1 protein-coding gene is annotated in these 520 nt (G+C 60.8%); it reads right to left on the reverse strand.

Annotated elements, in window-relative coordinates; genetic code table 11:
• Nucleotides 1-361 (reverse strand): replication initiation protein RepC (gene repC, locus C5750_RS26170; RefSeq protein WP_245421281.1); only part of this gene is annotated, 361 nt, incomplete at its 3' end.
• Nucleotides 362-520 lie beyond the last annotated feature (159 nt).

The following is a 520-nucleotide window of genomic DNA, read 5'->3' on the forward strand; positions in this document are numbered from 1 at the left end:
CGGCCCTTTGCAGGATGCAGGCCACGGCAATGGCGGCGTTTTCCTGGCCAAGCACCGCACAGGCCTCCTCATAGGCGGAGGGGCTGACCCCGAGCATGGAGCGCACGACAATGGCCGCCCCCATCAGTTCGGACCAGCTGGCCAGGCCGTTTTTGGCATAGGCGGCTATATCCGGGCAGGCCTGGCGCACCAGCCCGAGCGGAACCGGTTTGGCCTCGAAGGCATCCGCGCCCAGCCCGGAGAGATCAACGCTGCGGCCGGACATATCTGCCGGCAGCCCGGCGGCCCCGCTCATCTCCGCGTCCAGGGTCCGGTCCGGGTTTTCCGCTGCCTTGTCTTGCCCTTGCTGCGGTTCGCTCAAACCTTCCCCGTTGGGATTGTGTGTGTCGTTCTGGCCTTGGTCTTTTCTAAAGCCAGGTTCAAGATCAGAAGTGGATTTGGTATTTGAATTTTGTTTGTGGCGCTCAGAATGAGACTCTTTGGCGCTCGTTTGTGTTAAATTCAGCTTATCCTGCAACAG

It is taken from the genome of Phyllobacterium myrsinacearum (assembly GCF_002980555.1).
GTDB classification, from domain to species: Bacteria; Pseudomonadota; Alphaproteobacteria; order Rhizobiales; family Rhizobiaceae; genus Phyllobacterium; species Phyllobacterium myrsinacearum.